This window comes from uncultured Vibrio sp. (assembly GCF_947488985.1).
GTDB lineage: Bacteria > Pseudomonadota > Gammaproteobacteria > Enterobacterales > Vibrionaceae > Vibrio.
Map to the genome: position 1 here is coordinate 23,852 of NZ_CANLBV010000003.1, position 23,021 is coordinate 46,872.

A 23,021-nucleotide genomic window follows, 5' to 3' on the forward strand; every position below is an offset into this window, starting at 1 on the left:
TTCGGTAAGTTGTTATTTCACAATCAAAAAGCCATAACAAAGTTATCGATTTTTTAACAAGTTTGCGTGCCCAACTCTTGACTATGGTTGCTGCAAGTTTCATTTAGCAATGAAATCCACGTAATAAAAAAGAAGCCGAAGCTTCTTTTTGAACCGTAGACGATCAACCGATGAACGTTAATCTGTTGTAAGGGCAAAATCTAGCGGCGTCGAGTGGGAGCTCTTCGCTCGTGAGCATCAGATGGTTCATCAAAAGAAGAAGGGTTGCTTCTCAGTGGAGGAATCTTCTCTTTGCCAGCCAGTTTATTCTGCAGAGACATCATCAATTCCGCTTCCGCTTTAGGTAGCTCGCACTCTTCGATCAGCTCGTTAATCCCAGCGCCAAGCTGAACCATTTTGGTGGCACGCGTGTATAAGCGTCCATCGTTATCCGCATGCTCCAACTCAACAATACGCTCATTAAGATGTTTAATCAGATCTTGCTGTTCAGTCACTTTTTGCCCGAGGCCAATCACAACAGAACGGACTTCAAGTAACTGCTTGCTCGACTTCTGCAACTCTTTGTCCAAGTTACGAACTTGTAAGCGAGATTGATCCAACTGCTTTTGGATTGCACTCTTTACTTTGCTCAGCAGCAAAATAATAAATAATGTAAAAACCCCGACTCCGACAATCAAAGCAATGGGGCTAATAGGAAGCACTTCAAACATTACAGGTGAGCCATCTCATCCCATTCGTCTTCGCTTAGCAATTTATTTAAATCGACTAAGATAAGCAGCTTGCCATCACGGTTGCTGACACCTTGAATGAACTTAGCACTTTCATCCGTGCCAACACTTGGTGTCGTGTCGATTTCAGAAGAACGTAAGTACACCACTTCAGCCACGCTATCAACTAAGATACCGATCACTTGGCGTTCAGATTCAATCACAATGATCCGGGTATTATCTGTGATTTCACCTTGCATCAAACCAAAGCGAGAACGCGTGTCGATAACCGTCACTACATTGCCACGTAAGTTGATAATACCTAGCACGTAATCTGGCGCACCCGGTACCGGAGCAATTTCACTGTAACGCAATACTTCACGTACCTGCATCACATTGATGCCGTAAGTTTCTTCTTCTAACTGGAACGTTACCCATTGAAGTACTTCATCATTGGTTTGTTCTTTTCTTACTTCAACTTCACTCATTTGAGACATATTTAACCCTCTTGCCGTCGATATCGACCACTGTTATTAACTCGATACGTTCTGATTAATTCGATACTTTATAGCCAGTTAATGCTTTGTAGCTAACTTAATGCTTTTACATCTAGTCCTGCATTTAGCATGACGATCAATGCTTCGACATGAATCAAAGCGCACATTTTTTCTTTTACCATACCGGCGAGCCAAGGGCGTTTCCCTGCCATTTCTCGCCAACGTACTTTCTCTGTATTGAGCAGCTCAGTGCCTTTCAGTTCAGTGCACGCAAGCCCCCACAAGCTTTCGCCAAGCATCACTATATACTGATAATTGTCTTTGTATTCGTCACCTGATAGCTTCTCTGACATCACCCATTTAGCAGTGTCGACCACATCTAACTGGCTATCTCGGTTGGTTTGCAAGCCTAAATACCACCCAGGCTTACCAACAATGTGATTGACGGCTTCAAGGCGATGGATCCCGCCCAACTCATCAAGGGGTACCGCAAAGGTCACACCGTTCACATCGAAATACAATACTTGAAAATCTTCGCTCCGAGCCGTGTTTTCCCAAGACGCAAACTGATCACCACCACCCGGCTGGGTGTCCGGCTCTGCTTCCGCCCCTGATTCAATCTCAAGCGCTTTACTTCTCGTCGCTTCAATTAGCGACTGCTCAATAAAGTCTTCAACGTAAGGCGCTTCCGTTTGCTGTGCGTGATCTTGTGACTCTACAGTCATCGATAAATCGGTTTCGGGAAGATTCCAATCTTGAATTTCTGGCTCAACCAACGCTTGAACAGACTCAACGGCAGCATCAAACATCTGCATGTCAGCTTGCTGAGCAATTTTCTGCGTGTTCTGATCCATCAGCTCATCAAGGTCGAGCTCATCAACGATATTAGTCGCTTCTAAGCGACTCAACAGCTTTTGGACACCCTCAAGATTTGGCGCTTCAAATTCGGCAACGGGTAGCTCAGAATACGTCGAATAGATGGCACTTTCTGGCTCTGGCTCTGGCTCTGGCTCTGCAGTACAAAATAACTCATCACTAAATTCGTCAACAAAAAACTCAACCACTTCTAAGCTGTCGTCACCCAACAATGCGGTAAAGTAATCATCCAGTGCCTGTTCACTGGATAGGCTGGATCCCGCGATCGTCAACTCTTCATTCGCGCTCATTTATCACCAACCTCTCTAGATAAATTAGCAGCTGCTTGTAAGCAAATACACCACGGCTGCTCGATGCAAAGTGAGAGGCAGGTAAACGCTTTAAACTGGCGTCTCTAAACTTGGTATCAATAGGCACTGCCGATGTCCAAACTTGTTTCGGGTAGTCATCTTTAAGCTGGGTCAGTGTTTGTAGTGATGCCTTGGTTCGCTTGTCGTACATGGTTGGGACAATCGTCACCTTAAACGGTGTTTTGCGTGATTTTTGCATAATGGCCAAAGTGCGAATCATTCGCTCTAAGCCCTTCATTGCCAAAAACTCAGTCTGCACAGGAATCAAGATACGATCGCTCGCCGCCAGTGCGTTGACCATCATCACACCCAAGATCGGCGGACAATCGATAAGCACATAGTCATAGTCGTCTTTCAACGCAGCTAACGCACGCTTCAAAATCAACCCCATGCCACTTCGATTTCCCATCACACGGTCTAACGTTGCCAATGACATGTGGGCAGGAATGATATCGATGCCTTCAACTTGCGTTTTTAACGTCAGCGGCCTGACTGTCTGCTCGGTAAACTGGCGTAGCTGAAACAGATCAAACAGACTTGATTCAACGGTATCTGAGTCGTAACCCAGATAAGTCGTCAGTGAGGCATGTGGGTCTGTATCAACCAACAACACGCGGTGCCCTTTCAAGCTAAGTAGACCTGCTAAGGTCACGGTGGTGGTGGTTTTTCCAACACCACCTTTTTGATTTGCAACACTCCAAACAATCATTCGATTTACCTAAGCTAACCCAACTTCAACCAAAATCCTTTCCGCAATACGCTCTAAGGGTAGGTCTTCAGTAGAAATGCCAGCTTTTGCGACCGCTTGAGGCATACCATATACAACGCAGCTCTCTTCGTCTTGTGCCCAAATCGTCGAGCCCGCGGCCTTTAACATGCGCGCACCTTCTCGGCCATCTGCGCCCATACCCGTCAGTATCATAGACAGGACTTTATCGCCGTAGATCTTCGCAGCAGAGCCGAAGGTGACATCCACACACGGCTTGTAGTTCATTCGGTCACCGCCATCGATGATTCTTAACCGTGCCGACCCTGCGCGGCCATCAACCATCATCTGTTTACCACCTGGAGCAAGATAAGCCACTCCCGGTTTCAATACATCACCGTCTTGCGCTTCGCGAACTTCGATCTTACACAAGGTGTTCAATCGACTAGCAAACGCAGCGGTGAAGGTAGCTGGCATATGTTGAACTAACACAATCGGCTGTGGGTAATGGGCAGGGATGCGCGTCAAAATTTTCTGGAGCGCCACCGGGCCACCGGTCGAGGCGCCAATAGCAGTAAGTTGATACTTCTTACCTGAAGCTCTGAATTTCGCCTTTGATGTCGCACTAGGCTTGGTCGCTGTCGATGGTGCAGTTGCAGTTGCAGTTGCAGTTGCCGATCTTACACCAACGACCGGTTGGCGTAACGATGCTGAACTGGTTGTCGCAGCCGATGCTGTAGCTCTTGGCGAAACGGGAGTTCGGCGCATGAAGACACGCTTTGCAGCTATCTGAATCACGCGCTGTTGAAGCAATGCAACGGCATCGTCACGATTACGTGCAATATCTTCAAACTTCTTCGGTAGAAAGTCTAACGCTCCGGCATCCAATGCATCTAACGTTGCTCTCGCGCCATCATGCGTAAGTGATGAAAACATTAAAATAGGCGTTGGAGACGCTGCCATAATTTCACGGACGGCGGTAATACCATCCATAACAGGCATTTCGATGTCCATCGTGATCACGTCAGGTCTAAGCTGTTTCGCTTTTTCTACCGCTTCTTTACCGTTGACGGCTACATCGATGACTTCTAGGCGAGCCTCCGAGTTGATGATTTCGCTAACTCGACGACGAAAAAAGCTCGAATCATCAACGACTAATACTTTAATCGCCATATTTATCCTTAAATTAAATTCTTGACGCAGCTGCGTACTGCTTCAACAGATCCGGCACATCTAGAATCAATGCAATGTGTCCATCACTTGTAATTGTCGCCCCTGCCATTCCTGGCGTGCCCTGCAGCAGTTTATCAAGCGGCTTGATCACGACTTCCTCTTGACCAATAAGCGTATCGACAACAAAACCCACGCGTTGGCTACCCAGTTGTACAATCACAACATGACCGTGCCCTTTGCGTTGCTCCACACCACCAGCAGTAGGTGCAAGCCAGTTTTGCAAGTAGAACAGTGGGATTGATTTATCACGAACAATAATCGTCAACTGACCATCAACGACGTTAGTGCGGCTTAAATCTAGGTGGAAGATCTCGTTGACAGAAGCCAAAGGTAAGGCAAATGGGTAACCCGCAACACCAACCATCAAGGTTGGCAGAATCGCTAGCGTTAGTGGAACCTTGATGGTGATCTTGGTGCCTTTACCCATCTCTGAATCGATATCGATTGAACCATTGAGGGTGTTGATTGCAGTTTTCACCACGTCCATTCCGACCCCTCGCCCAGAAATATCTGAGATTTGCTCTTTACTTGAGAAGCCAGGCGCAAAAATTAGGTTAAAGCATTCTTTATTTGATAGACGAGACGCGGCATCTTCATCCATCAGGCCGCGTTTAACCGCGATAGCGCGAAGTTTGTCTGGGTCCATACCACCACCGTCATCAACGATAGCCAGTTCAATATGGTCACCCTCTTGAGAAGCCGACAGAATCACTTTACCGGTTCTTGATTTGCCCTCTGCAACGCGGTCTTCCGGCATTTCAATGCCATGATCAACCGAGTTTCTCACCAAGTGAATCAGCGGATCAGCCAGTGCTTCAACCAAGTTTTTATCCAGATCCGTTTCTTCGCCACGCATTTCAAGAACGATGTCTTTTTTCAAGCTACGAGCAAGATCACGAACCACTCGTGGGAAGCGACCAAATACTTTCTTGATCGGCTGCATACGAGTCTTCATTACTGCACCTTGTAGGTCTGCAGTGACGACATCTAGGTTAGATACCGCTTTCGACATCTCTTCGTCGCTGCTGTTTAAACCAAGACTGACAAGTCGGTTACGTACCAATACCAATTCGCCGACCATGTTCATGATGGTATCCAGTGTTGATGTATCAACGCGAACGGTCGCTTCAGCTTGCTGCTTCTTAGCCGGCGCTTTAACTTCAGCTTTTGCTGGAACGCTCAGTTTCGGTTCGGCTTGAACGGCAACTGGCGCGGCAGCCTGTGGCTTAGGCATGGCTTGCGGCACAACAGGCTCAGGCTTCACTTGCGCAGGTTTGGTGGCTACATCTAGCTCTTCGGCCGATGGGCCATTGCCAGAGCCATGTAACTGATCCAATAACTTTTCGAACTCTTCGTCGGTCATGAGATCATCACCTTCAGACGTCGCCGAAACGGTTGCAGCAGGAGGTGTTGGCGGAGCTGGAGGCGTTGAACTCGCGGCCGTCGGGCTATTACCCGCTCCATGAAGTTCATCTAATAATTTTTCAAATTCATCGTCAGTGATGTCACCACTGTCAACGATAGACTGAGGTGCAATGGATGCTGGCGGTAGTGTTGAAATTGGTGGTAGTGTTGAAATTGGTGGTATTGAAGCTGGTGAAGTTGGGGTAGAAGGCGCTGTCGGTGAACCGCCCTTACCATGCAGTTCATCCAGTAGACGTTCAAATTCATCTTCAGAGATATCATCAACAGAAGACGCGCTAAGAATAGAATTTTCGACAATCAGTTCAGGGGCCGCTGGTGCTTCAATAATAGACTCAGTGATAACGGGTGATGGAGCTGCCACTGGCACATCCGCAGACTCTGGTTTGCAGAGGCGGTGAAGCTCATCCAATAAAGCTTGGTCAGCGGGTACTAAAGGCACCTGGTCTTGCACTGCTTGAAACTGTACATTCACGGTATCTAAAGCCTGGAGCATGGTGTCCATCAAACCGGATGTTACGCTGCGTTGGCCGTTTCGTAGAATATCGAATACATTCTCTGCACCATGACAAGTATCCACCAGCTCGGTCAATGCTAGAAAACCAGCACCACCTTTAACTGTATGGAAACCACGGAAAATAGCATTTAATAGGTCTTTGTCTTCAGGGTTATTCTCAAGCTCTACCAACTGTTCTGATAGCAGCTCCAAGATCTCCCCTGCCTCGACTAAAAAGTCCTGAAGAATATCTTCGTCTAAATCGTAGCTCATACGTTACCTTTAAAATCCAAGACTGGATAACAAATCGTCGACTTCATCTTGAGATGCAACCGCATCTTCACGCTGTTGTGGGTTCATAATGGGCCCTTCAGGCGCAATCGATGCTTTCTCCCGCTCTGGAGTGGGCTTTATCTGATTCGCACCAAATACTGTGAGAATCTCGACTAAGCGCCCTTCCACTTCATTAACCAAGGTAATAACTTTGCTGATGATCTGCCCAGTTAAATCTTGGAAATCCTGAGCCATCAAAATTTCAGTCAGTTGCCCACGCAGTTCGGTGCTATCACCCTCTACCTGAACCAGTAATCCATCAATGCGGTGACATAAAGCTTTAAATTGTATCAGCTCAATGCGGCCATGCATCAGTTCATTCCATTGAGGCCTTACTTGAAGTAAACACTCGTGTAGGTTGTCTGCTATTGGCATACAGAGATCGACAGCGTCCATCGTCTTGTTTGCTGCAACTTCCGTTTTATCAATGACATACTGAAGGCGATCCCTAGCATCGGGGATTTCATCATTTGCGATCACGCGAATGCGCTCGTCAAAATTGAATTGTGTCAGAGAGTCATGGAGGTCGCGAGTCAGACTGCCTATTTCTTGAAGCACTGGGTTGTCTTGAAGATTAAAGTTATCTTCATAAATGCTTCTGACAAGAGAATCAGCGTCTTGCTGCTCATCATTTTCAAGCAGCTCTACTAATTTTTTTGCTTGTTCTAATGAAATCATCCTGAATGTGGCCTTACTCCGCAGGTTTTTGTGGCGTTTCAACGTTAAAGAGAAACTGGAACTAAACGTTGGTGCCTCCCTAGAAGCGCCTAAAACCGATTATTATTAATGTTTATAAGCGCTCAAAAATCTTATCAAGTTTCTCTTTCAGAGTTGCGGCAGTGAAAGGCTTTACAATGTAACCATTCACACCAGATTGCGCAGCTTCGATGATCTGCTCACGTTTCGCTTCAGCTGTGATCATTAGCACTGGAAGGTGCTTCAGTTCCGCGTTTGCACGAATGTGCTTGAGTAGATCGATACCTTGCATGCCAGGCATGTTCCAGTCGGTTACCACGAAATCAAATTCGCCTTTTTTCAGCATAGGTAATGCGGTCAAGCCATCGTCTGCTTCTTGAGTGTTGTTGAAACCTAAATCACGAAGTAGGTTTTTAACAATTCGGCGCATCGTTGAAAAATCATCAACAATGAGAATTTTCATGTTTTTGTTCAAATTAGCCTCCACTGAATAAAATCAGTGTTGTTAGTCGTTCTGTGTCCAAGCACTTAACTTAGTGCGTAAACGCTGCATAGATTGGCTCAGTATTTGACTGACGCGAGATTCACTAACGCCTAATACTTCCCCAATCTCTTTTAAATTGAGTTCTTCGTCATAATAAAGCGAAAGCACAAGGCCTTCTCTTTCCGGAAGCTGTTTTATCGAATCGATCAAAGCTTGTCGGAAATACTCATCAGCGACCCCTTGAAAAGGCGTGTTATCGTGAGAGTCTTCATTCGGAGAGATTGCGTCATCTGAAACGCCTAAATCTTCGATCCCGACCAGTCTTGAGCAATTAATATCCGTTAAAGCACTGTGATACTGTTCTAAACTGAGGTCCATGTGCTTTGCCACTTCGGCATCACTTGGGTCTCGGTTGAGAATACTCTCTAATTCCGCAATTGCACCACTGATTTCTCGATTGTTTTTATGAACCGATCTTGGTACCCAATCTCCGCGACGAATGTCATCCAACATCGCACCCCGAATTCGAATACCAGCGTAGGTTTCAAAGCTTGCGCCTTTGGTGCCATCGTAATTGCGCTGTGCTTCAATCAAACCAATCATGCCAGCTTGAATTAAGTCATCAACTAATACATTTGGCGGTAATCGCCCCAACAGGTGATGAGCGATACGTTTAACCAACACGGTATACTTCTCAAAAAAAGCCTGTTGGCTATTGAGATTAGCATGTTGGTCGTAAGTAAGCGCTTTATTCACCAAATGGTTCCTCTACAAATTCAGTACGATTCAGCAGTCTCTCAAAAAAAAACTCCAAGTGTCCACTTGGTGTGGGGGGTATTGGCCACGTTATTGCTTTATTTGCTAATGAGCTGATTGCCAATGCAGCAGGAGAGCGAGGAAACGCATCAACTACAATTTTCTGTCTCTTGACCGATTGACGTACTTTATCATCTAAAGGAATACATGCTACGAGTTCGAGGCTCACATTCAAGAAGCGCTCTGTGACCAAAGTCAACTTTGCAAATAATTCTCTGCCTTCGCGGTAACTTCTGACCATATTTGCAACGATTTTAAACCGTTGAACTTGATGTTCTCGGCTCAAAAGCTTAATCAGCGCGTAAGCATCGGTGATTGAGGTCGGTTCATCACACACCACCACAACCACATCTTGCGCCGCTCTTGAGAAGCTGACCACCATGTCCGAGATACCCGCAGCGGTGTCTACTAATAAGATATCCATCTCATCTTCAAGCGTACCAAATGCGCGAATCAAACCGGCATGCTGAGCGTGTGAAAGTTCTGTCATGCTCTGTGTACCAGACGTCGCGGGAATGATCTTGATTCCGTGCGGGCCTTCTACAATTGCATCCTTAAGCTCACACTCACCAGCCAACACGTGCCCTAGGTTTCGTTTCGAGCGAATACCAAGCATGATATCGACGTTAGCGAGCCCTAAGTCGGCATCCAATACCATAACTTTTTTGCCTTGGCGAGCCATGCAAATTGCCATGCCTAACGTCACATTAGATTTGCCAACGCCTCCCTTACCACCGGTGACAGCGATAACTTTTGTTAGTGAAGGTTTGGTTAAGCGGCGGAGGCCGCTCGCTTGATCATGTATCATATTGTCATTCATATTTATCGCCGCCTAGAGCCCTTCAGAATCGCTGTTCCAGTAATGAGGTTCATTCTCTTTTGATTGTTCTAATAACTCATTAGCCTTAGCAATCATATACTTTGGCTGAGCTATAACGATATCTTCAGGAACTCGTTGACCATTTGCTATATAAGCAACGGGTAATGCATTTTGTATTACGACACTAATAAATTCACCAAGACTTAGCGATTCATCGAGCTTTGTCAAGATGCACCCCGACAACGGGATTCTTCTAAAGTGTTCTATGGTTTCTTGCAGCACTTTGCGTTGCGCTGTAGCAGGCAGCACAAGGTAACTATTGATAACGGAACCACTCTCTTGCATCAAGGTGTCTAGCTGCTCAGATAAGCGAACATCTCGCTGCCCCATGCCTGCCGTATCCACCAAAATGAGGCGACGATTACGTAACTGGTATATTACATCGGCCAATTCACGGGAATCTTTAGCGACTCTTACCGGACACCCCATAATTCGACCATAAATCGATAGCTGTTCATGAGCACCGATTCGGTAGGTATCCGTAGTCACGAGCGCAACATTGTCTGCGCCATACTCCATCGCAGCGCGAGCCGCAAGCTTTGCAACGGTCGTGGTTTTACCGACACCAGTTGGACCAAGCAAGGCCACAATACCGCCGCGTTTCAAAATATCGGTTTGTGTTACGGCGATTTGGTCAGCAACTAAGGCCAGTAACGCCTTCCATGCACGTGCTGGCTTGGTATCTTCAGGGATGTAGCACGCCATCTGGTCGGCCAGCTCAGACGACACACCCATTCGTTCAAGGCGCTTGATTAGCATCGCTCTCAGGGGTTCACGACGTTCGACTTCTTGCCACATTAACCCAGACACTTGATGTTCTAACAGGCGACGAATTGAGGCCATCTCCTCACGCATCGTATCCATTTCGGTATCTGAACCTTTGGATTTTGCGCTGTCACGACCGCGATCATAACGAGTCGGGTCTAGGCGAGGTGCCGGACGCTCAATTCTACGATCTTCAGCAATTAACTTGGATAAACCAGACTCTCGAGCAAACGCTGAATCGATATGGCTTCGCGGTTGCTGATGCCCAAGAGACTGCTGATTGCTATTGATCTGCTCACCATGAGGCTGATGGTTGCCACTAGACTGACGGTTTAGCAAGGCAGACAGTGAGTCTTTGTTTTCAGCACGATATTGCGGCTCTTCGCTTGCACCATGGCTATATTGCTTGAGCATGTTCGAAAAACGCTTGGTCATCGAACGCCCATCTTCAGTACTTGACTGTAGACTAACTTTGTCATCGTCTAACTGACGGCGTCCTGCCGGTGCAATGGAGGCCGCCATTTGCGTATACTGGCTTGGCGCAGGCTGCTGAGTGGCATTGGGTCTAGAGCTCTCCGTCGATTGGTTCGATTCGCCCTCAATAGCGGCAACAATTTCTACGCCACCTGCGACCTTTTTGTTAGACATGATCACAGCCTCTGAGCCAAGTTCTTCCTTAACTTGGAGCAGAGCACTTCTCATATCTTTTGCAAAAAATCGTTTAATTTTCAATTCGATCGTCCGTTCTAATTAGGCGGCTTAATTACCAACAGCTTGTACTATACGTATCTGCTTTTCGTCCGGTATCTCTTGGTAAGATAGTACTCTCAAGCTTGGAATCGTATTTTTCACGAACTTCGCCAGAGTCGAGCGTAATACCCCAGAAGTCAGTAACACCGCTGGCTCTCCTTTCAGCTCTTGCTCTTGTGTGGCGTGACTGAGGGAGGTCTGTAAACGTTCGGCCAAACCGGGTTCAATACCAGCAGACTCTCCGCCGGATGCTTGCATAGTTTGATGCAATATTTGTTCCAGCTCAGGGATCAAGGTTATAACGGGCAGTTCCGGCTCTATACCATTGATTTCTTGGACAATTAAGCGTTTCAAAGAGATTCGAACTGCAGCTGTTAAAATGTCAGGTTCTTGACTCTTGCTTGAGTACTCCGACAAAGTTTGCACTATCGTTCGGATATCACGAATTGGAATGGCTTCATTAAGGAGGTTTTGTAGTACTTTCACGACCACACCCAGTTGAAGTTGCTCAGGGACAAAGCCTTCGACTAGTCTAGGTGTTGAGCGGCTTAACATTTCCAATAGGTTCTGAACTTCTTCATGCCCAATGAGCTGCGACGCATTGTTGGTTAACAGTTGGCTGAGATGGGTTGCCAGCACAGTAGAGGAATCGACAACGGTATAGCCTAAAGCTTGTGCATGCTCACGCTGCTCTTCTCGAATCCAAACAGCTTCAAGGCCAAAAGCGGGATCGATCGTTGGCTCGCCATCAATCATGCCGTAAACTTGTCCTGGGTTGATCGCGAGCTCCATATCAGGCTTGATTTCAGCCTCACCCACCGCAACGCCCATTAAAGTAATTCGGTAGCTGTTTGGAGTCAGCTCTAAGTTGTCGCGGATATGTACTGCTGGGATCAAAAAGCCAAAATCTTGAGATAGCTTTTTACGTACCCCTTTTACACGCTCCAACAATTCGCCACCTTGGTCTCTATCGACCAGAGGGATCAAACGGTAACCCACTTCTAAACCAATAATATCAACAGGTTGCACATCATCCCAAGACAGTTCTTTTTGCGCTGTAGGGGCATCTCCATTGGCATCGATAGAGGCTGGAAGGTGTTTATCTTGCTCTTTTTTCTTGCTCTTTTTGTCGATAAAGTAAGCCGTTGCTCCCGCAGCAATGGCAAGGCTCAAGAAAGAGAAGTGTGGCATACCGGGAACAATTCCCATCACGCCAAGGATACCTGCGGTGATCATCAAAGCTTTTGGGTTATCAAACAACTGGAACACAAGCTGTTGTCCCATGTCTTCATCGGTATTTTGACGCGTTACCATCATCGCAGCCGCGATAGACAGAAGTAGAGAGGGTATTTGTGCAACCAGACCATCACCGATAGTCAGTAGTGTGTAGATTTCAATTGCTTCACGAAAGCTAAGGTCGAACTGAACCATACCAATGCTTAAGCCACCAATGATATTGATGAATAAGATCAAGATACCGGCGATCGCATCGCCTTTAACAAACTTGGAAGCACCGTCCATTGAACCGTAGAAATCGGCTTCCTTAGTCACTTCAAAGCGTCGCAAGCGAGCCTGATCTTGGTCAATCAAGCCTGCATTCAAATCGGCATCGATGGCCATCTGTTTACCCGGTAAGGCATCCAATGTAAAACGTGCGCTCACTTCTGAGATACGGCCCGCACCTTTGGTAACAACCATGAAGTTGATGATCATCAAAATCAAAAACACCACTAAGCCAACCGCATAGTTCCCGCCGACAACGACGCTACCAAAGGCCTCAATAACGTTACCTGCCGCGTCACCACCGAAGTGACCATTGAGTAATACCACACGTGTCGAAGCAACGTTCAGGGCCAATCGCAACAGGGTCGCGATAAGCAGTACGGTCGGGAAGGCAGCAAAATCTAACGGCCTGCGAGTATAAACCGAAACCAATAGCACCACCATCGACAAGGCAATATTGAAGGTGAAGAACATATCCAACAAGAAAGCCGGAATAGGCAATACCACCATAGCAAGCGTTGCAAGCACCATAACGGGCGCACCAATTGCGGGCATGGCACGGTTAGGAATTTTCGGTAGCTTGTCCGCAAAAGGCAGGGTGAATTTCATAAATCTAGACAGTTTCACTATGTTGTAGCTGTCTCTCTAAGCAAATAAATGCGTAGGTTTCAGCTTTGTGGGTTGCTATAGGCTTAGGTGTTTGGGGTTGATACAGCAAACAGTATACCAAGATATCGCGTCAATTTATCGACACAGCTGCAATTAGTATATGAGCCGTCATGCCGCTATTATCAGGGTTGATGATGATCAACTCAAGCAATTGATCTAATGACGTAAATCTGGAGGGATCGGCATATTAGAATCTTGTAGTTTTGGTCGCTCCCCACCTCGCTTTCGGTACTGCTTAAGCTGGAACACATAGGCAAGCACTTGAGCGACAGCGGTAAACAGACCGTCAGGAATTTGTTGTTCTAACTCAGTGGTATGGTATAGCGCCCTGGCTAAGGGTGGCGCTGGAACAATGTAGATATCATTGGCGCGCGCAATTTCACGGATCTTCATCGCCATGTGATCGACCCCTTTCGCGACCACAACTGGCGCTTTGTCTTGCCCCTGCTTATAACGTAGCGCTACCGAAAAGTGATCCGGGTTGGTGACGATCACATCCGCTTGGGGCACATCAGCCATCATACGACGCTGCGCCGCTTCACGTTGCAGCATACGAATTCGGCCTTTCACTTCTGGCTTACCTTCGGTATCTTTGAATTCGTCTTTCACTTCTTGCTTGGTCATCTTCAACTGATCGGCGTGTTGCCAAATCTGAAATGGGATATCAATGGCGACCACAATGAGTAATGAGCAGCTGATCAACAGAATAAAGTTAAGCAAGATATCCAAGGCATGGAAGATATTCTGAGGATATACATCCATACTCAGCTGCATTAAATCGTGCTGGGAAGCCTGAATAAGATAAATCGCCATTCCCGATACTAAAGCCACTTTCAAGATAGATTTCACTAACTCAACCCAGCTTTGCAAACCAAACATTCGCTTGATGCCACTCAATGGGTTGAGCTTAGATGCCTTCGGCATCGCTGCTTGCATCGAGAAGTTAATCCCGCCCACACCTGCAGCGCCAATAACAGCTGCAACAAACAAGGTGATCAGAATTAGGAACAGCGGAAACAACAGGTTCACCAGTGCGCCACCAGCAATTTCAAGCAGCTTATTGGTATCAAAGATCTCGTCGCGACTTAAAGAGAACAAACGCTGCATTGCCTCAAACAAAGCTTTAGCGATCGATTCACCGAACCACATTAACGCAATCGCGCCGACTATCAGTACCGACGCCGATGCCAGCTCTTTTGACCTTGCAATCTGCCCTTTTTCTTTGGCCTGTTGCAAGCGTTTGGGCGTGGCGTCTTCTGTACGTTCTTGACCGTCTGACTCTGCCATTACTGTCTCCTAGCAATCTAACCGGATTAGACGACACATCTGTTGCTCACCTTGTATCCAGAACAGTTCATAGTGGCTGAACAAGCCGCCAAGCAGGTACCAGCAAAGCAGCAAGCCCACCAGCAGTGCAAATGCAAAACCCAAAGAGAAAATATTCAGTTGCGGCGCGGCGCGCGTCATGACACCAAATGATAGATTAATCGTAAGTAGCGCGATGATGCCAGACAACGACATCGCTAACGCCGTTTTGAACATAATGCCGAGCCACAAGGCAAGCTCTCGATAATCCACTGCCGTTAATGAGCCGCTGCCAATGGGTAAAGTTTTAAAACTGAATATCACCAACTGCATCATTTTCAAGTGGCCATCAGTCACTAAGAAAAACATGGTTGCGAGCATCATAAACAACTGACCAAGGACTGGCGTATTTTGGCCATTTGCAGGGTCAACCATAGAAGCGAAGCCCAAGCTCGATTGCATACCTAAAATTTGACCGAGCATGACAAAGGTTTGGATCATAAACTGAGTCACAAACCCCATGGCAACTCCAATCACGATTTGCTCAAATACGGTTAAGAAACCTTGAAAAGACAGCAGTTCAATCTCTTTAGGAGCCGCAGGGATCACTGGCATCACCGCCAAGGTGATCGCCAAACCTAAATACAAACGAATACGCGGCGACACAAAGCGGGCACCGGTTACTGTCATCACCATCAGCATCGCTGAGATACGAGTGTAAGGCCAAAAATAATTGGCTAACCACTCTAGTACAAGGCTTGTTGGGTACTCCATAACCGTTTAATACAGCACTTGCGGTAAGCGTTCGATGAGCTCGAAAAAGAACTCCATCATCATCTGAGTCATCCAGTGTGCGAACAGCATCAACGCCAATAACGTTACGATCAAACGGGGCAAGAAACTCAACGTTTGTTCGTTGATAGAGGTCGCTGCTTGGAAAACCGCCACGACCAAACCGATCAACAAACTGGGAATGATAATAGCGCACACCATGACCAATACCATCCACAGTGCGTCTCGGAATAAGTCTACGAATATTTCAGGATTCATTATTCCCCCAGCTACAAGGCAAAACTGCCGGCGAGTGTGGAGAGTATCAAGTTCCAACCATCAACGAGTACAAACAACATCAGCTTGAACGGCAGCGATACAATCATAGGTGACAGCATCATCATACCCATCGCCATCAATACCGATGCCACGACTAAATCTATGATCAGAAACGGCAAGAACAGCATAAAACCAATCTGAAACGCTGTTTTTAGCTCTGAGGTGATAAACGCCGGAATCAACACCGCCATTGAGACATCTTCCGGGCGAGTGACTTCCGCTCCAGAGATCTCAACAAAGGTCTCAAGATCTTTGATCCGAGTCTGCTTCAGCATAAAGGACTTAATCGGCTCTTGTGCTACATTAAAAGCTTGGCGCGCCGATATTTGTTCGTTGAGGTATGGCTGAACCGCTTGCTCATTAACCTGATTGATCACCGGCGACATAATGAAGAAGGTTAAAAATATCGCAATACCAATAATCACTTGGTTAGAAGGTGTTTGTTGTAGGCCCATCGCCTGCCGCAAGATAGACATCACCACCACAATGCGGGTAAATGAGGTCATCAAAATCACCATCGCTGGCAAGAAGCCAAGCATGGTCATTAAAGCGAGGATTTGCAGGTTGACGGAGTAGTCTTCACCGCCATTGGCATTGGTGGTCATGGTAAAGGCAGGGATCCCGCCACCATTACCGGTTAAGCTCCCCGTCGTCATGGTTTGCGAAGTGGTTTGGTCATTTTCCATCGTGCTGAAGGTAATCGATTCAGAGCCCGCCGTATTGGCTGGGATGACAGTGCCATCTTCCGCTTGCGCCAATACCAAGCCACTGAATAAGATTGAACAGAGGAGAATAAGTAGGACCAACACTACTTTCATCACACGCAAAGGTTCGCTTTGGTAAAAGTTAGATGGGTCCAAAAGTCCGTTACTTGTTTGCATCTTTTTTGATTAGCTGGGAAAGCTGACTTGAAAAGGTACTTTTTTCCAGCATCTCCTGAGTAATAGGTTTATCGAGCTTAGAGATTAGCTGAATCGATTGAGTGGTAATGCCAAGCAAAAACTGTTCATCTCCCGCTTGCACGATCACAATCCGCTCTTTAGTCCCAACAGGGATTTGCCTAACAATGACCAAACCTTGTTGGTTCGACATCGCAGGCACTTGCATTCGCTTCAATAACCAAGCAATAAATAAGATAAAGGCAATAACGAAAATTAGCGACCCAAAAGTGGTCGCTAAATCAAGAGAAGGAGGCGCAGCTAAAGCGACAGAAGGCAGCGACAATAGCCCAAACCCGACGACTGCACGTGATAAGCCTGCGACTCCACAAACGCCATTCGTTATTTGACGCAGTAAGCCCATCAAACGTTGAGGCGAAAAGATCATTAACGCAGCTTCTTAATTCGTTCGGTTTGGCTGATAACGTCAGTCAAACGAATACCAAATTTGTCATTCACCACAACCACTTCGCCATGAGCTATCAAGGTGCCATTGACCATCACATCCAGTGACTCACCTGCAATTCTGTCCAGTTCAACAACCGAGCCTTGGTTGAGCTGAAGTAAGTTTCGAATGCTGATCTGAGAGCGGCCAACTTCCATTGAGATAGTCACTGGAATGTCCATGATGGTATCCAGTTTACGACGCTCATCTTCAGAAATCGGAGACGATGAATCAGTTAGCTCATCAAGCGGTGCCGCGAGCACATCATCAACATCCACTGATGGCGCTAAAGGATCTTCACCAAGTGCAGCAGCCCATTCGTCTGCTAGCTTTTGATCTTCACTAGGTTCCATTACCCATTCCTATACTTTTATCTATTTTGCTATTCGTCATCATCGCTGTTTTCCAGTTCAGACATTAAGTCTTTACCTAGAAAAGCAAGATCAGTTTTGACCACATGCGGTCTTTGAATTTTTTCAGAAATTTGTACCGCAAGCTTCTCCCCCGAACGCCCCATTTTCACACGATAGGTCGGTAGTTCTTCGACAAACATGGTCGCGTGCTCTGGCATATTCATTGGGATAACATCACCAGGGCGCAGCTCCATCAGATCACGTAGGGAAATATCTTGCTCGAGCAAATTAACACGAAAGTTAACGGGCACATCCATGATCTCATCACGCAGCGCAGTACTCCAACGAACATCGGCTTCCATCTTGTCAGACTGAACACCAGCATCGAGCAATTCACGGATCGGCTCAACCATGGAATACGGCATCACTACGTGGAAGTCACCACCGCCGCCATCGACCTCAATATGGAATGAACTCACCACGATCACTTCGGTTGGGCTCACAATGTTCGCCATACTTGGGTTAACTTCTGCGTCCAAGTATTCAAACTCAACCCCCATCACTGGAGACCAAGCTTCTTTATAATCTTCAAATACGATTTTCAGCAGCAGCTGGATGATCCGCCTTTCGGTCGGAGTGAATTCACGGCCTTCAATTTTGGCGTGGAAACGGCCATCACCACCAAAAAAGTTTTCGACTAAAATGAAAACCAGACGCGCTTCCATAGTGATTAGGGCAGTGCCTTTTAGCGGTCGAAAACGAACCATGTTTAAACTGGTGGGTACATATAAGGTGTTTTGGTATTCACCAAATTTCATCATCTGCACGCCATTGATCGACACTTCAGCCGTTTTACGAAGCATATTAAACAAACTTATCCGCATATGACGTGCGAAGCGCTCGTTAATCAGTTCAAGGGTCGGCATTCGACCACGGACGATTCGGTCTTGAGATGAAAAATCGAAATTGACCGCACTGTTAATCTCGGTTTCTAAGACATTTTCAACGTCTTCAACATCATCAACACCATGCAATAGTGCATCTATTTCATCTTGGCTTAATAAATCGGTCACAAATTACCTATTGAATTACAAAATCAGTGAATAACACTTTTTCAATCACAGGCTGGCCAACGACTTTACCAAAGGTTACTTTAATATCTTCTGTCGCCTTATCACGCAGCTCTACGCGCCCTGTCGGTGAACGTAGCTGCTCAACCGTTGCTGAAGCAAACGTTGCGAGTAAGGTACTTTCGGCCAGTGGAGAGTGATAGCGAGCGAGATCTCCATTCTTACTATCACGAACCATCAACTGTACTTTGATCTGCACTAATCGTTCTTTTTTATCACCTGTCACATTAAACAAGAAAGGCTGAGGAATATTAACATACATCACTGTATCTGCCGCGACCACAGCAGTTTCTGGTTGAGATGAAGGTTCCGAGGGGCCATCATTTGACCCTAAGAAAAAAAATAACGCCCCACCAACACCAAACAGTAAAACAACCACAGCAATAATGATGATTAGGATCTTGCTTTTCTTTTTTGTTGGATCTTGTTCTTCTGGCATACCACCCTCTAACTTCCTTTTATTCCACTAAAGCGCTGCTACAAACCTGATATTAGGCATAATAACTGATTCCATCACGCTTTGATGCGACATTCAATTCAAGATTACTGCCGCTATCAAGGTTTTCATCACCTTGACTACCATTTGCGCGATGAGCGGCGAATTGTTGTTCACCATGACTGTAACCATCTTGCCCTTGCCCCGCACTCTGCTGTTGAACGGACGAATCAGTAAGCTGCATGCCTTGTTGAGCAAGCATCTCTCTTAAACGAGGTAAGGTTTGCTCAATCACGTCTCTCGCCTGCTGGCTACTCACCGTAAAATGCACATTCGCCACGTCGTTATTCATGGTCATTCGAATCTTCATATGCCCCAGTTCTGGTGGGTCGAGCCGGATGTCCAAATTTTTAAGATTCTTCGACATCATCATTTGTACTTTTTCTGCCACCTGCTCGTTTGCTAGCTCTTTAGTGAGTTGCAAAGGAACCTGCTGAGCAGCTTGAATTTCAGCTCGTGTTGGGACAGAGCCTGCAGTTGTCACCCCCTGAACACTCGCTGCCGAGGCAATTTGCTGAGCAAAAATCGAGTCGTTAGAATCTTCTTTACCACCAGCCTTACCTAAGCCAGACAGTGCAGCTACGCCAACTCCCGCATTGAGAAGCGCATCAGTAGAGCCAGCCTTTGTCGTTTCTGGCGTCGCCCCCATCGCTATCCTTGAGGCCGCCAAGCTAGGATCCAAAGCAGTTTGCTGCTGAGGCAAGCCTTTGCCGTTCGCCGATTGATTCAACGTTTTGTTTGCCTCATCTAACTGACCAAGTAGTTTGTTGCCTTCACTCATCGCCGCATTGGCTTGAGAGGCCCCTTGACGTTTCCATTCATTGGTTATTTCATTTGAGGTTTTATCGGCTTCAGCTTGCTCATCTTTCTGGCCTTGGGGGGGAGCCTTACCCTGAGTCGATGGCAAGGTATTATCATCAGACGGATTCGACAAAGCTTGATCTTTCGACTGAGCGTCTAAGGTATCAGTGGATTGAGCATCGACTTTTCCTATCACTGTGGTGTCAGCTATTGCTTCAGCCGTTTGCTTGGCGTGAGTTTCGTTAATCGACTCTTCACTCTCAGCTTCAGCAGAGGTCTGTTTTTCAACAGATTTCGTATCACTTTCAGCTTTATTTACCGTTGCTTTAGCGTTACTTTCTTCAAAGCCAAACGCTTGTTTAAACGACTCAAAAAAACCTTTTGACTCATCCGACTCTTCTACCTTTGCAGAAGAGTCGGAGTCCTGCAAGGATGACGTTTTGTTGGTTGCTGAATTTGAGGAAAGACTAACATTCATATATATAAGCTCTATCTGCTAGCTTTGCTGCCAGGTATCAGGCAACAAAAAGAAAGTCGGGTGCTTTTCATGCTCGGAATGGGCACAACGCACAATTTTATAGAAAGCGAGCAAGAAACATGCCTATAAACACAGATATTACCGTCAGCTCAACAGCACCGCCCGCTCAATAACACCTATGTCATACGTGGCTTAGGATCACACCTTCTTTCGACTGTATAGCAGCGTCGAGAATTCATCCATTTGCTTTTGCTCTCTCTGATCTTGCAGCCTGGCTTTCTCTTTGTGCTTTTTTTCCATCAACCACTCGTAGGATTTTCGTTTTTTACGTAGCTCCATCCAGTAGTCCTGACAGTTATCAACCTGATTTTTAAAATGGTGTTCCGCTTCTCTCTGCTTGGATAATGTTTCGTCTAATTGAGTTAAGAAACGATTCAAGTGACCATATTGACTCGCCGTTAACCCCTCTTTGCCTCGGTCGACAAGTTGCTGGCAGTAATCCAATCTATACTTTTCAATCTGCGCGACCTGTTCATAGTAGCCCTGAAGCTCCGCATTGGCTTTGTTGAGCGCTAACACAGCTTGATTCTCTTGATCTTTGGCTTGCGCGAGCAGGAGCTCTAATGCGTTATCCATGACTAACCTTCACCCTAACCGCCCAACACATGCTTGAGCATATTGACACACATGCCGTATGACACGGTTTCTTTCATCTTCTGCTGCAGGTACTCGTCCAGTTTCGGCTTCAAAGTAAAGGCGCTATCAATCGCAGGGTCAGTACCCGGCTTGTATGCACCAATCGAAACCAAATCTTGGTTTTTTCGACAGATAGACAGCACTTGCCTGACCGCTTTTGACATCAATAGATGCTCTTCGGTGGTGATTTGAGGCATAACACGACTGACGGACTTCTCGACATCGATCGCAGGGTAGTGACCCGCATCGGCCATCTCACGCGACAACACAACGTGACCATCAAGAATCGCTCGCGATGCATCAGCGATTGGGTCTTGTAAGTCATCACCTTCGGTTAACACGGTAAAGAAAGCAGTGATTGAACCTTGCTCATCGTTGCCGTTACCTGCACGCTCCACTAGCGCAGGAAGCTTAGCAAACACAGAAGGTGGGTAACCTTTGGTTGCTGGTGGCTCGCCAACAGACAGGGCAATTTCACGCTGAGCCTGAGCAAAACGCGTCAGTGAATCCATCAAAAGCAGAACATCTAAACCTTGGTCACGGAAGTATTCCGCCACCGTCAATGCCGTTTGACAGCCTTTCAATCGCATCAATGGCGATGAGTCTGCAGGTGCAGCGACCACCACCGATCGTTTACGACCATCTTCCCCGAGAATCTCTTCGATAAATTCTTTTACTTCACGTCCACGTTCACCGATCAAGCCCACCACAACCACTTGTGCGGTTGTGCCTCGGGTCATCATGCCTAGTGTCACGGATTTACCGACACCAGAACCCGCAAACAGACCAATACGTTGCCCTTTACCCACGGTCAGCAAACCGTTAATCGCCTTTAAGCCAACATCAAGCGGCTCGGAGATTGGTTTACGTGCTAACGGGTTAATAGGCTCTGCGTTAAATGAAGCGCGTTGCTCGGTATAGATTGGGCCTAGCCCATCCAGAGGATTACCGACACCGTCGATGACACGACCAAGCAGTTCCATCCCAACAGGAATGCCACTTTCAGAGGTCAATGGTGTAACACGAGCACCGGGTAAGATCCCAGTGATTTGTTCACTCGGCATCAAAAATAGGTTATCGCCAGAGAAGCCAACGACTTCAGCTTCCATCTGACCAGACATAGTTTCAACCAAACACAAGCTGCCAATCGGCGCTTTACAGCCCGTAGCTTCAAGGGTTAAGCCGACAACTCGCACCAATTTACCGGAGGCAACTGGTCGTGATTTTAGCCCTTCGACCTTGTACTGGCTGAGACGATTCACTAACTTACGCATGACCTTGATGACGATTTGCGTCGCAGAAGCTTTGAATCACGTTCTTCACGCGCTCTTCCATTCGATAGTTAACGCTCGATTCACCCGCTTCGATTTGGACATCACCACGGTTGAGTGCAGGCTCAGCAACTAACGTCCAATTACGGCAATCCAATTCAGATTCCCCATATGCAGAGCGGATGATCACAACGTCTTCAGGATTAAGCTTTAAGGTGATCGCGTGACCAGAGATTGGCAGTGACTCTACCGACTCTTTCACAGTATCTAAGATGATTTGTGGGTTGGTTTGCACTTCAACATGCACCACTTCTTTGACCATGGTCAGTACCATGTCGACCAGTTGCTTCTCAACTTGTGTGTTCATCAACTCTAATGGTTGAGCGAACTGGTTGGCGAGTCCCATAAAGATGGCGACCTGCTGCTGGATATACTCTTGACCAGCGGTTACGCCTTCAAGCTTCCCGGCTTCGTTGCCCTCTTCATGACCTGCGGCAAACCCTTCTTCTTTGCCTTTTTCATAACCCTGTTTAAAGCCGACCTCTTGCCCTTGATGCAACCCTTCCTGATAAGCCCCTTGTTTGATCAGTTCGATTTGTTCTTCAGTAAGAACCAGCTCTTCATCTTCAATGGCTTCTTCAACCGTTGGCATCCAACTCGGATCGTAATTAAAAGCCGTTTCTTTGGCTTGTTTACTCACGTCAGAGGTATAATCCGGCAGCCCCCATTTCTGAGGTTGGGCAACCGTATTATCTTCTTCAGGGCGAAGAAAGCCCCGTTTTCTCTCACCTGACATATCAGTACCTATCTATGAG

The 23,021-nt window shown here is 46.8% G+C and carries 24 protein-coding genes; all 24 read right to left on the reverse strand.

What is annotated here, in order from left to right:
• Window positions 1–200 precede the first annotated feature (200 nt).
• The gene (locus Q1A70_RS01125; protein WP_299686150.1) at window positions 201–710 is read right to left on the reverse strand and encodes a DUF2802 domain-containing protein; all 510 of its coding nucleotides are present in this window, start codon (window positions 708–710) and stop codon (window positions 201–203) included.
• Window positions 710–1,204, reverse strand: coding sequence for a chemotaxis protein CheW (locus Q1A70_RS01130; protein ID WP_299686152.1), 495 nt, complete (start codon window positions 1,202–1,204; stop codon window positions 710–712). Before Q1A70_RS01130 ends, Q1A70_RS01125 begins: the two co-directional genes overlap by 1 nt.
• Window positions 1,205–1,296: 92 nt before the next feature.
• Window positions 1,297–2,370 carry a chemotaxis protein CheW gene (locus tag Q1A70_RS01135; RefSeq protein ID WP_299686154.1) on the reverse strand — a complete coding sequence of 358 codons (1,074 nt, stop codon included), beginning with the start codon at window positions 2,368–2,370 and terminating at the stop codon, window positions 1,297–1,299.
• Window positions 2,357–3,139 (reverse strand): ParA family protein, encoded by a 783-nt coding sequence (locus tag Q1A70_RS01140; RefSeq protein WP_299686156.1) that lies wholly within the window; start codon window positions 3,137–3,139, stop codon window positions 2,357–2,359. Before Q1A70_RS01140 ends, Q1A70_RS01135 begins: the two co-directional genes overlap by 14 nt.
• Window positions 3,140–3,148: 9 nt before the next feature.
• Window positions 3,149–4,309, reverse strand: a complete 1,161-nt coding sequence (locus Q1A70_RS01145; RefSeq protein ID WP_299686158.1) for a chemotaxis response regulator protein-glutamate methylesterase — start codon at window positions 4,307–4,309, stop codon at window positions 3,149–3,151.
• Between the two features lie 13 nt (window positions 4,310–4,322).
• Entirely contained in the window at window positions 4,323–6,560 is a 2,238-nt protein-coding gene (locus tag Q1A70_RS01150; protein WP_299686160.1) for a chemotaxis protein CheA, read from the reverse strand.
• 9 nt (window positions 6,561–6,569) lie between these two features.
• On the reverse strand, window positions 6,570–7,298 hold the full coding sequence (locus tag Q1A70_RS01155; RefSeq protein WP_299686162.1) for a protein phosphatase CheZ: 729 nt from the start codon (window positions 7,296–7,298) through the stop codon (window positions 6,570–6,572).
• A gap of 112 nt (window positions 7,299–7,410) precedes the next feature.
• Window positions 7,411–7,779, reverse strand: a complete 369-nt coding sequence (gene cheY / locus Q1A70_RS01160) for a chemotaxis response regulator CheY (protein WP_299686164.1) — start codon at window positions 7,777–7,779, stop codon at window positions 7,411–7,413.
• A 42-nt stretch (window positions 7,780–7,821) separates the two neighbouring features.
• The gene (locus Q1A70_RS01165; protein WP_299686166.1) at window positions 7,822–8,556 is read right to left on the reverse strand and encodes an RNA polymerase sigma factor FliA; all 735 of its coding nucleotides are present in this window, start codon (window positions 8,554–8,556) and stop codon (window positions 7,822–7,824) included.
• Window positions 8,549–9,436 (reverse strand): MinD/ParA family protein, encoded by an 888-nt coding sequence (locus Q1A70_RS01170; RefSeq protein WP_299686168.1) that lies wholly within the window; start codon window positions 9,434–9,436, stop codon window positions 8,549–8,551. The genes Q1A70_RS01165 and Q1A70_RS01170 overlap by 8 nt, the downstream gene beginning before the upstream one ends.
• A gap of 12 nt (window positions 9,437–9,448) precedes the next feature.
• A complete protein-coding gene (flhF, locus tag Q1A70_RS01175; protein WP_299686170.1) occupies window positions 9,449–10,993 on the reverse strand; it encodes a flagellar biosynthesis protein FlhF in 1,545 nt (514 codons plus the stop codon).
• Between the two features lie 27 nt (window positions 10,994–11,020).
• Window positions 11,021–13,123 carry a flagellar biosynthesis protein FlhA gene (gene flhA / locus Q1A70_RS01180; protein ID WP_299686172.1) on the reverse strand — a complete coding sequence of 701 codons (2,103 nt, stop codon included), beginning with the start codon at window positions 13,121–13,123 and terminating at the stop codon, window positions 11,021–11,023.
• A 216-nt stretch (window positions 13,124–13,339) separates the two neighbouring features.
• Window positions 13,340–14,470 (reverse strand): flagellar biosynthesis protein FlhB, encoded by a 1,131-nt coding sequence (flhB, locus tag Q1A70_RS01185; RefSeq protein WP_299686174.1) that lies wholly within the window; start codon window positions 14,468–14,470, stop codon window positions 13,340–13,342.
• 9 nt (window positions 14,471–14,479) lie between these two features.
• Complete coding sequence (gene fliR, locus Q1A70_RS01190) at window positions 14,480–15,262, reverse strand: flagellar biosynthetic protein FliR (RefSeq protein WP_299686176.1); 783 nt, start codon at window positions 15,260–15,262, stop codon at window positions 14,480–14,482.
• A 6-nt stretch (window positions 15,263–15,268) separates the two neighbouring features.
• Window positions 15,269–15,538 carry a flagellar biosynthesis protein FliQ gene (fliQ, locus tag Q1A70_RS01195; RefSeq protein WP_299686178.1) on the reverse strand — a complete coding sequence of 90 codons (270 nt, stop codon included), beginning with the start codon at window positions 15,536–15,538 and terminating at the stop codon, window positions 15,269–15,271.
• Window positions 15,539–15,549: 11 nt separating this feature from the next.
• A complete protein-coding gene (gene fliP, locus Q1A70_RS01200; protein WP_299686179.1) occupies window positions 15,550–16,479 on the reverse strand; it encodes a flagellar type III secretion system pore protein FliP in 930 nt (309 codons plus the stop codon).
• Window positions 16,466–16,900 (reverse strand): flagellar biosynthetic protein FliO, encoded by a 435-nt coding sequence (gene fliO, locus Q1A70_RS01205; RefSeq protein ID WP_299686278.1) that lies wholly within the window; start codon window positions 16,898–16,900, stop codon window positions 16,466–16,468. The genes fliP and fliO overlap by 14 nt, the downstream gene beginning before the upstream one ends.
• A gap of 23 nt (window positions 16,901–16,923) precedes the next feature.
• Window positions 16,924–17,334 carry a flagellar motor switch protein FliN gene (gene fliN / locus Q1A70_RS01210; protein ID WP_299686181.1) on the reverse strand — a complete coding sequence of 137 codons (411 nt, stop codon included), beginning with the start codon at window positions 17,332–17,334 and terminating at the stop codon, window positions 16,924–16,926.
• A 29-nt stretch (window positions 17,335–17,363) separates the two neighbouring features.
• Entirely contained in the window at window positions 17,364–18,407 is a 1,044-nt protein-coding gene (gene fliM, locus Q1A70_RS01215) for a flagellar motor switch protein FliM (RefSeq protein WP_299686183.1), read from the reverse strand.
• Between the two features lie 7 nt (window positions 18,408–18,414).
• Complete coding sequence (fliL, locus tag Q1A70_RS01220; RefSeq protein ID WP_299686185.1) at window positions 18,415–18,903, reverse strand: flagellar basal body-associated protein FliL; 489 nt, start codon at window positions 18,901–18,903, stop codon at window positions 18,415–18,417.
• 52 nt (window positions 18,904–18,955) lie between these two features.
• Window positions 18,956–20,239 (reverse strand): flagellar hook-length control protein FliK, encoded by a 1,284-nt coding sequence (locus Q1A70_RS01225; protein ID WP_299686187.1) that lies wholly within the window; start codon window positions 20,237–20,239, stop codon window positions 18,956–18,958.
• 198 nt (window positions 20,240–20,437) lie between these two features.
• The gene (gene fliJ / locus Q1A70_RS01230) at window positions 20,438–20,875 is read right to left on the reverse strand and encodes a flagellar export protein FliJ (RefSeq protein ID WP_299686189.1); all 438 of its coding nucleotides are present in this window, start codon (window positions 20,873–20,875) and stop codon (window positions 20,438–20,440) included.
• Between the two features lie 14 nt (window positions 20,876–20,889).
• The gene (fliI, locus tag Q1A70_RS01235; protein ID WP_299686191.1) at window positions 20,890–22,209 is read right to left on the reverse strand and encodes a flagellar protein export ATPase FliI; all 1,320 of its coding nucleotides are present in this window, start codon (window positions 22,207–22,209) and stop codon (window positions 20,890–20,892) included.
• On the reverse strand, window positions 22,202–23,002 hold the full coding sequence (gene fliH, locus Q1A70_RS01240) for a flagellar assembly protein FliH (RefSeq protein WP_299686193.1): 801 nt from the start codon (window positions 23,000–23,002) through the stop codon (window positions 22,202–22,204). Before fliH ends, fliI begins: the two co-directional genes overlap by 8 nt.
• Window positions 23,003–23,021 lie beyond the last annotated feature (19 nt).

Excerpts from the sequence above, each read along its gene's own strand:
- Q1A70_RS01125 (WP_299686150.1), bottom strand. The coding sequence starts at position 710 with ATGTTTGAAGTGCTTCCTATTAGCCCCATTGCTTTGATTGTCGGAGTC.
- Q1A70_RS01130 (WP_299686152.1), bottom strand. The coding sequence starts at position 1,204 with ATGTCTCAAATGAGTGAAGTTGAAGTAAGAAAAGAACAAACCAATGAT.
- Q1A70_RS01135 (WP_299686154.1), bottom strand. The coding sequence starts at position 2,370 with ATGAGCGCGAATGAAGAGTTGACGATCGCGGGATCCAGCCTATCCAGT.
- Q1A70_RS01140 (WP_299686156.1), bottom strand. The coding sequence starts at position 3,139 with ATGATTGTTTGGAGTGTTGCAAATCAAAAAGGTGGTGTTGGAAAAACC.
- Q1A70_RS01145 (WP_299686158.1), bottom strand. The coding sequence starts at position 4,309 with ATGGCGATTAAAGTATTAGTCGTTGATGATTCGAGCTTTTTTCGTCGT.
- Q1A70_RS01150 (WP_299686160.1), bottom strand. The coding sequence starts at position 6,560 with ATGAGCTACGATTTAGACGAAGATATTCTTCAGGACTTTTTAGTCGAG.
- Q1A70_RS01155 (WP_299686162.1), bottom strand. The coding sequence starts at position 7,298 with ATGATTTCATTAGAACAAGCAAAAAAATTAGTAGAGCTGCTTGAAAAT.
- cheY (WP_299686164.1), bottom strand. The coding sequence starts at position 7,779 with ATGAAAATTCTCATTGTTGATGATTTTTCAACGATGCGCCGAATTGTT.
- Q1A70_RS01170 (WP_299686168.1), bottom strand. The coding sequence starts at position 9,436 with ATGAATGACAATATGATACATGATCAAGCGAGCGGCCTCCGCCGCTTA.
- flhA (WP_299686172.1), bottom strand. The coding sequence starts at position 13,123 with ATGAAATTCACCCTGCCTTTTGCGGACAAGCTACCGAAAATTCCTAAC.
- flhB (WP_299686174.1), bottom strand. The coding sequence starts at position 14,470 with ATGGCAGAGTCAGACGGTCAAGAACGTACAGAAGACGCCACGCCCAAA.
- fliR (WP_299686176.1), bottom strand. The coding sequence starts at position 15,262 with ATGGAGTACCCAACAAGCCTTGTACTAGAGTGGTTAGCCAATTATTTT.
- fliQ (WP_299686178.1), bottom strand. The coding sequence starts at position 15,538 with ATGAATCCTGAAATATTCGTAGACTTATTCCGAGACGCACTGTGGATG.
- fliP (WP_299686179.1), bottom strand. The coding sequence starts at position 16,479 with ATGCAAACAAGTAACGGACTTTTGGACCCATCTAACTTTTACCAAAGC.
- fliO (WP_299686278.1), bottom strand. The coding sequence starts at position 16,900 with ATGGGCTTACTGCGTCAAATAACGAATGGCGTTTGTGGAGTCGCAGGC.
- fliN (WP_299686181.1), bottom strand. The coding sequence starts at position 17,334 with ATGGAACCTAGTGAAGATCAAAAGCTAGCAGACGAATGGGCTGCTGCA.
- fliL (WP_299686185.1), bottom strand. The coding sequence starts at position 18,903 with ATGCCAGAAGAACAAGATCCAACAAAAAAGAAAAGCAAGATCCTAATC.
- Q1A70_RS01225 (WP_299686187.1), bottom strand. The coding sequence starts at position 20,239 with ATGAATGTTAGTCTTTCCTCAAATTCAGCAACCAACAAAACGTCATCC.
- fliJ (WP_299686189.1), bottom strand. The coding sequence starts at position 20,875 with ATGGATAACGCATTAGAGCTCCTGCTCGCGCAAGCCAAAGATCAAGAG.
- fliI (WP_299686191.1), bottom strand. The coding sequence starts at position 22,209 with ATGCGTAAGTTAGTGAATCGTCTCAGCCAGTACAAGGTCGAAGGGCTA.
- fliH (WP_299686193.1), bottom strand. The coding sequence starts at position 23,002 with ATGTCAGGTGAGAGAAAACGGGGCTTTCTTCGCCCTGAAGAAGATAAT.